General features: G+C 59.1%; 4 protein-coding genes. 2 read left to right on the plus strand and 2 right to left on the minus strand.

Annotated elements, in window-relative coordinates; all coding sequences use genetic code 11:
- Positions 1 to 183: 183 nt before the first annotated feature.
- Together ACP5E6_RS14960 and ACP5E6_RS14965 are read left to right on the plus strand one after the other, a co-directional pair.
- Positions 184 to 1,563 (plus strand): FAD-binding oxidoreductase, encoded by a 1,380-nt coding sequence (locus ACP5E6_RS14960; protein WP_427955281.1) that lies wholly within the window; start codon positions 184 to 186, stop codon positions 1,561 to 1,563.
- 188 nt (positions 1,564 to 1,751) lie between these two features.
- Positions 1,752 to 3,734 (plus strand): AsmA family protein, encoded by a 1,983-nt coding sequence (locus ACP5E6_RS14965; RefSeq protein WP_427955283.1) that lies wholly within the window; start codon positions 1,752 to 1,754, stop codon positions 3,732 to 3,734.
- An 11-nt stretch (positions 3,735 to 3,745) separates the two neighbouring features.
- Here the strand turns inward: ACP5E6_RS14965 and ACP5E6_RS14970 are convergent, their stop codons facing one another.
- The gene (locus ACP5E6_RS14970) at positions 3,746 to 5,848 is read right to left on the minus strand and encodes a TonB-dependent receptor family protein (protein ID WP_427955285.1); all 2,103 of its coding nucleotides are present in this window, start codon (positions 5,846 to 5,848) and stop codon (positions 3,746 to 3,748) included.
- Positions 5,848 to 6,957: an S-(hydroxymethyl)glutathione dehydrogenase/class III alcohol dehydrogenase gene (locus ACP5E6_RS14975; RefSeq protein WP_427955287.1), complete on the minus strand. Its 1,110-nt coding sequence runs from the start codon at positions 6,955 to 6,957 to the stop codon at positions 5,848 to 5,850. Before ACP5E6_RS14975 ends, ACP5E6_RS14970 begins: the two co-directional genes overlap by 1 nt.
- Between the last annotated feature and the right edge of the window lie 71 nt (positions 6,958 to 7,028).

The following is a 7,028-nucleotide window of genomic DNA, read 5'->3' on the forward strand; positions in this document are numbered from 1 at the left end:
CTGTAAATCCGCTGGCGTACGCCTACGTTGGTTCGAATCCAACCCCTTCCACCACCCCCGTAAACGGCATGGTCATGTCGAAGCGCGTGTGAGGTCCTCTCCCGGTGTCAAATCGTCAATGGGTTGCACGAAATGGAAATGGCCGCTCTTCCGGTCACTCCGGCCCGGCGGTATGATGGCGCAATGGATGATTTGATCGAACGACTGAGCGCGGTGCTGGGTCCGGGTGGGGTGCTGACTGAGCCGAATGATATCGCCCCGTTCGGCACCGATTGGCGTGGATTGATCAACCATCGGCCGCGCGCCGTGCTTCGCCCCGCCGATACCGATGCAGCCGCGGCGGCGATCATGCTGTGCGCCAGAGCCGGCGTTTCGATCGTGCCGCAAGGCGGCAATACCTCTCTGGTCGCCGGCGCCATTCCGAGTGAAGCGAACACGCAGATGGTTCTCAGCATGGCACGGCTGAACCGGGTGCGCAGCATCGATCGGACCGGCCTGACCATGGTGGTTGAGGCGGGTGTAACCCTGCGCAATGCCCAGATGGCCGCCGAGGCGGAGGGCGCGTTGCTGGCCTTGTCGATCAGCTCGGAAGGTTCGGCCCAGATCGGCGGCGTGATCGCCACCAATGCCGGCGGCAATAATACGCTGCGCTTCGGCAACGCGCGGGATCTGGTCTTGGGGCTGGAAGTTATCCTGCCCGATGGGACCATTTGGCATGGGCTGCGACGGTTGCGCAAAGACAACACCGGCTATGCGTTGCGCCAATTATTCGCGGGATCAGAAGGCACGCTCGGCGTTATCACGGCGGCGGCACTGAAACTCCATCCCGCGCCGCGGCAGCGCGTCGCCTGCCTGTGCGGTGTTGCAAGCATTCACGCGGTGCTCGACCTGTTCGCCAGGTTTCGCGAGGAGGATGAAGCGGCGTTATACGCGTTTGAGTATATTTCTGGCGAGGCGATGGCGATAAACCTGCGCCACATGTCAAACGGGCGGCTGCCGCTGGCCAATCAGGCACCGCATTACGCATTGCTTGAACTCGCAACCACACGCCGCAACGATCATCTGCGTGAGACGATGGAAACCGTTCTGGCTGATGCTTTGGAATCCGGCATGATCGAGGATGCGGTGATTGCGACATCGGAGGCCCAGCGCCTCGCGTTCTGGGCAATTCGCGAACATCTGGCGGAATCGCAGAAGCGCGAAGGCGCCTCGGTCAAGAACGACATCTCGGTTCCGATCGCCGCAATCCCATTGGTGCTGCAACGTGCGGAGGCGATGCTGGCGCGGCATTATCCGGGCGCCCGCATGGCGGCGTTCGGCCATGTCGGGGATGGCAACGTCCATCTCAACGTCATCACCACCGCCGCGGGCGAGGCGCTGATGGCTGATATCAACGCCATCGTTGCCGATCTGGGCGGCAGTTTCTCGGCCGAACACGGCGTGGGCCTGACGAAGCGCCCGGCTTTCGCCGCGTGGCGTGAACCGACCGAACGGGCGTTGATGGTGCGGATCAAAACCGCCATCGATCCGGCGGATACCCTGAATCCGGGCAAGATTTTCTGAAATCCCGGCCGCGAGCGAACCAGGCTTCACTTGTTCTGATCTGGAATCGTCTCCGCGGCCATTTCATCGCGGAAACGCTGCGGGGTTGCCGACCCCGCCATTGTCGTTGCCTCGATGCGTCGCCATTTACCATTCATGAGGTTACGAACATTACGACAATGCCCTGAATCCGCCGGCGGACCGACCGCGTGAGGCGGCGATGGCGCCGGGCTTCGATCGGTGCGTTAGTTGCCGTGGTTGCCGTTGCCGTCCCGATGATGGCGTGGCGGTGGAGCTGGTTCATACCGCTGGTTGAGTCGCGTGCCTCGATCGCCCTGGGCCGGCAGGTTAGTATCGGCAATCTGCACATCGCGCTCGGCCGGGTAACCACCATAACGGCCGATCGGATCGTGATCGCCAATCCGCCGTCTTTTCCGGCCGATAAGCCCTTTGCGTCGATCAAACGGCTGACAATTGGGTTCAACCTGATCGATTATTTATTCCATGACCGACTCGTTTTACCCTCGATCGATCTGGACAGGCCGGTGATCGATGCCGTCGAAACCATGCAAAAGACGAACAATTACTCGTTCCATCAATCCACAACAAAAAAAACCGGGAAATCTCTTGAATTGGGCATCCTCACGATTGAGCAGGGCCGCCTTCATGTTGTTGATCCGGCGCGCGAATCAAATGTGACACTTGCCATTGCGACCACACCCGCGACTGGAATCGTTGCTCAGGGGGGCCAGACCGAACAGCTCAGCGCCACCGCGACCGGGACCTACAACCGCCAACCGATCACCGCGCGCATGACCGCCGGCGCTCTGTTCACCCTGCGTGGCGGTGCCAAACCCTATCCGATCGACATCAGCGTCACCAACGGTCAAACCGATATCGTCCTGGTTGGTACGCTGGCCAACCCTCTGGATTTTGCGGGTGCCGACCTGCACCTTGCCCTCTCTGGCGCCAACATGGCCGATCTCTATGCCATCACCGGCCTTCCGATTCCCGCGACACCGCATTACAGCCTTGCCAGCCGCCTTGCCGATCACAACGGCACAATCACACTCACCGATTTCCACGGTCTGGTCGGCACAAGCGATATTGCCGGCACGATTACCGTGCAACCCGACGCAGCGGTCGATCACGGCAAAGCCAAACCGGCCATCCATCTCGACCTGACGTCGAAACGCGTTGATCTCGCCGACCTTGGCGGCTTCATCGGCGCCACACCCGGCGCCAAGGCGACACCCGGTGCGATCAAACGCGCGACGACCAGGAGCGCCAATTTCCTGCCCGACCACGCCTTCAGCATACCCAAACTTAATGCCGCGAATATCTATCTACACTACAGCGCCGCAAGCATCGAGGGACGCTCGATGCCGCTTGACAAGTTTAGCGCGACACTCACCATTATCAACGGTGTCATCACCTTGCATCCGGTCAGTTTCGGCATTGGCACCGGCACTATTTCAGGTGCGATCGCATTGACCCCACAACCGGATAATCTCATCCACGCGGTCGCCAGCATCGATTTCGACAATGTCAATGTGTCGAAACTGATGGCCGCAACCCATGTGTTCAAGGGCGACGGGCTGATCCAGGGCAAAGCCGTGCTGAGCGCCACCGGCAACTCGATTGCCAGTTGGGCGGGCAATGGCAATGGCGGGCTTTCGCTCTATATGACGGGTGGCAATCTGAGCGACATTCTGGTCTCGCTCTCCGGTCTGCAATTTGGCAATGCGCTTATTGCCGCACTCGGGATGCCGCATCAGACCGACGTGCGCTGTTTCGTTGGAAATTTCAGCCTGAACGACGGCATTTTCGTCACCCGCACGCTGCTGCTCGACACCGGCAGCGCCATCGTGCGCGGTGGCGGCACAATCAATATGAAAACCGAAGCGATCGACTACCACATCAGGTCGATACCGAAACATTTCAGCATTGGCTCCCTGCCCTCTCCGATCGAGATTGGTGGCACAATGAGCCAGCCCAGGATGGGGCCGGCCAAGGGTCCCCTCATCGCCCGAGGTGCTGCCGCGGTCGCGCTCGGCATCATCGCCGCGCCGCTCGCGCTGATCCCGACGATCCAGTTCGGCACCAAGGACCCGCATGTCTGCGGCTCTCTCCTGGCGGCCGCTGAATCGCGGGATCACGACGATCGCGCCACGGTTGGTACCAGACCGTAGCGTTCTCGAGGTCAGAATCGATATTTCGCGGTGGCGCCAATAATGAAGTTGCGGCCCGGCGCGGGTTCATAATATTCACCGGCGTTCGCAGCGATCACCACCGCTCCGATATAGGTTCGGTTGAGGATATTGTTCACGCGCAGAAATTCATCGAAGCCGAATTTACCGATGGTCTGACGAAATCCGCCCGCGATGCCCGTGGTGAAATAGCCAGCGGCATACGCTGAATTCTGGTTATCGACATACATCCGGCTCTGCCACTGGCCATTGAGTAAAGCATAAAAACCCGTGGCCGGATCGTGCCAATCGATTTCAGTATAGATACGCTGCTGCGGCACGCCGGGTAATGCCTTGCCGGCAATCGCGCTATGCTCGAAAAAAGCCTTCAGCAGCGTATATGAGCCATAGATCTCGAAATGATGGGGCAGAAACCAGTCGACGCTGGCATCCACCCCGTTGCGCGCGGTCTGGCCCTCGTTGGCATAGGCCGTGCGGCCATTATTCGAGGATGACACGACGATCTGGTTACTTGTGTGGATGTGAAACGCCGCGATCTTTACATAAGCGCGGTCGCCCAGGAGCGATTTTATTCCGGCCTCATAATTTTCGCTGGTGGTTGGCACCAAAGCCGAATTGAAACCCGCCTGGCCGTTCGGCAGATAGGCCAGTTGGTCGAGCGTCGGCGTTTCGAAACCCTCGCCGTAATCGGCGAACAGATTGGTCTTGGGCGTCAGATGATAGGTGACTCCCGCGACGAGACTGGTATGACCGTAACTGACCGACCCGGTATCGTTGGTCAGTTTCGGTGTGACATACAGATCCTGTACGCTGAAATACTCTTGACTGTGACGAACGCCGGCATCGAAAATGATCCGTGATGTCAGATTGGCATCGATCTGGGCGTATTCGGCGATGTTGCGGGCGATGTCCTGCTCGTTGCGGCGCAATCCGCCGATCGAACCGTTATTATTGACATAACCTTTCCGATGCTGGTCCTCATAGCCGAAATCCACCCCGGCTATCGCGGTGATTGGAATACCCGCGATCTCATCCCGGTGGGTGAATCGTCCACCGATGCCGCCTGATTTACGTTCCAGATCGACAACGCCGCCGCCCGAGGCACCAAAATTGCCGCTGAACGGCAGATACTGCAATACCGAGTGATCAACATCATAGACCAGCAGGCGAATACTGTTATTCTGATTGAAATTATGCCGGTAGATCAGACCGAACTGAACATGCCGCAATGTTTTGCGCGCATCGAATTGATCCGCCCCGTTCCCCGCGAGACGTGGGTTATCGTGGTATTGCGCTGCGGTCAGACCACCCGGATCGAGTGAATCGGGTTCGTTCAAAGCGTCGATCAACAGGGTGTAACTGGTATCGGCATTAACCTGAACCCGATATTTTCCGTAGAATTGTTGACGGCGGGCGGCGCTATGATCGCGATAGCCTCCCGCATAGAAATCACTGGCGTTCATCATGTAGTTGAACGAGCCGTCGCTGCCGAATTTACTTGTTCCGCCATAGGAGGCGGTGGTTCGCCAACTCCCGTAGCTGCCGGCCAAGATGCCGCCGCTCACCGTCGGTTGCGCCGGCCCGTCCTTGCTGAACACCTGGATCACACCGCCGGCGGCATTGCCGTATAATACCGAGAACGGCCCGCTCAGCACTTCGATCCGCGAGACATCGCCGAGGTCGATCACTTCAGAATCGCCGGTTCCATCCGGCTGGGTCGCCGGCACGCCGTCGATCAGGATTTTGACATTGCGGGTGCCGAACGCCGTCTGCGCGCCGAAGCCGCGTGAGGTGATCCGCACGCCGGTTGCGTAATTCTGCTGGTTCTGCACATCGATCCCCGGTGCGCGATCAAGGCTTTCGGAGAGGTTTTCCTCCGCGTTTGCCTCGCTTACCTCGCGCCCGGTGATCGTTGCAATCGACACCGGCACGTCGAACCCCGATTGCCGGGTGCGAGTTGCGCTGACAACGATTCGCTTGATCGCGAGCGCACCGGCGGACGGAATAACCAATGGTGCTGTCTGCGCTCGTGCGACACCGGCCAAAGCCGTCATCGCGAGGAGCGAGGCGGCGCCAGGGGTCAGTCTGATCCGCATCAGTAGACAACGACGCTGCGGATGCTTTCGCCCTTGCGCATCAATTCAAACCCCTCGTTGATTTTCTCGAACGGCAGAACATGGGTGATCAGATCATCGATATTGATCTTGCCGTCCATATACCAATCGACGATCTTCGGGACATCGGTCCGCCCGCGTGCGCCGCCAAACGCGGTGCCGCGCCAGTTACGTCCGGTCACGAGTTGAAACGGCCTTGTGGCGATCTCCTGACCGGCGCCGGCCACGCCGATGATGATTGCCGTCCCCCAGCCGCGATGGCAACATTCCAGTGCTTGTCTCATGACTTTGACATTGCCGATACATTCGAAAGTGTAGTCGGCCCCGCCATCGGTCAGGTTGACAAGATAGGGAACCAGATCTTCGCCGATCTCGGCCGGATTGACGAAATGCGTCATCCCGAATTTTTCCGCCATCGGCTTGCGGCCATTGTTCAGGTCGACACCGATGATTTTATCGGCACCCGCAATCCGCGCCCCCTGGATCACATTCAATCCAATGCCGCCAAGCCCGAAAACCACAACATTGTCGCCCGGTTGCACTTTGGCGGTATTGATCACGGCGCCGATACCCGTGGTGACACCGCATCCAATATAGCAGATCTTGTCAAATGGCGCGTCATCACGCACTTTCGCGAGCGCGATCTCCGGTAATACGGTGAAATTCGCGAAGGTTGAGCAGCCCATGTAGTGCATCACCGGCTCACCATCGCAGGAGAACCGGCTTGTGCCATCCGGCATGACGCCCCTGCCCTGGGTCGCGCGGATCGCGGTGCAGAGATTGGTCTTGCGCGACAGGCAGGACTTACATTGCCGACATTCCGGCGTGTAGAGCGGAATGACATGATCGCCGGGCTTGAGCGAGGTGACGCCGGCACCGATTTCGACCACGATCCCTGCCCCCTCATGCCCGAGAATTGCGGGGAACAAGCCCTCAGGATCTGCGCCCGACAGGGTATATTCATCGGTATGGCAGATGCCGGTCGCCTTGATTTCGACCAGCACCTCGCCCGCTTTCGGACCTTCGAGCTTAACGGTGCCAAGCTCGAGGGTTTTGCCTGCTTTCCAGGCAATTGCAGCACGAACATCCATCGCGTGTAGTCCTTTTGCTTAGAGCGATATGCGATTAAGTTGACGCGGCAGCGGCAACATAATCGCATGAA

This window comes from Acidiphilium sp., assembly GCF_049977125.1.
Taxonomy (GTDB): Bacteria; Pseudomonadota; Alphaproteobacteria; order Acetobacterales; family Acetobacteraceae; genus Acidiphilium.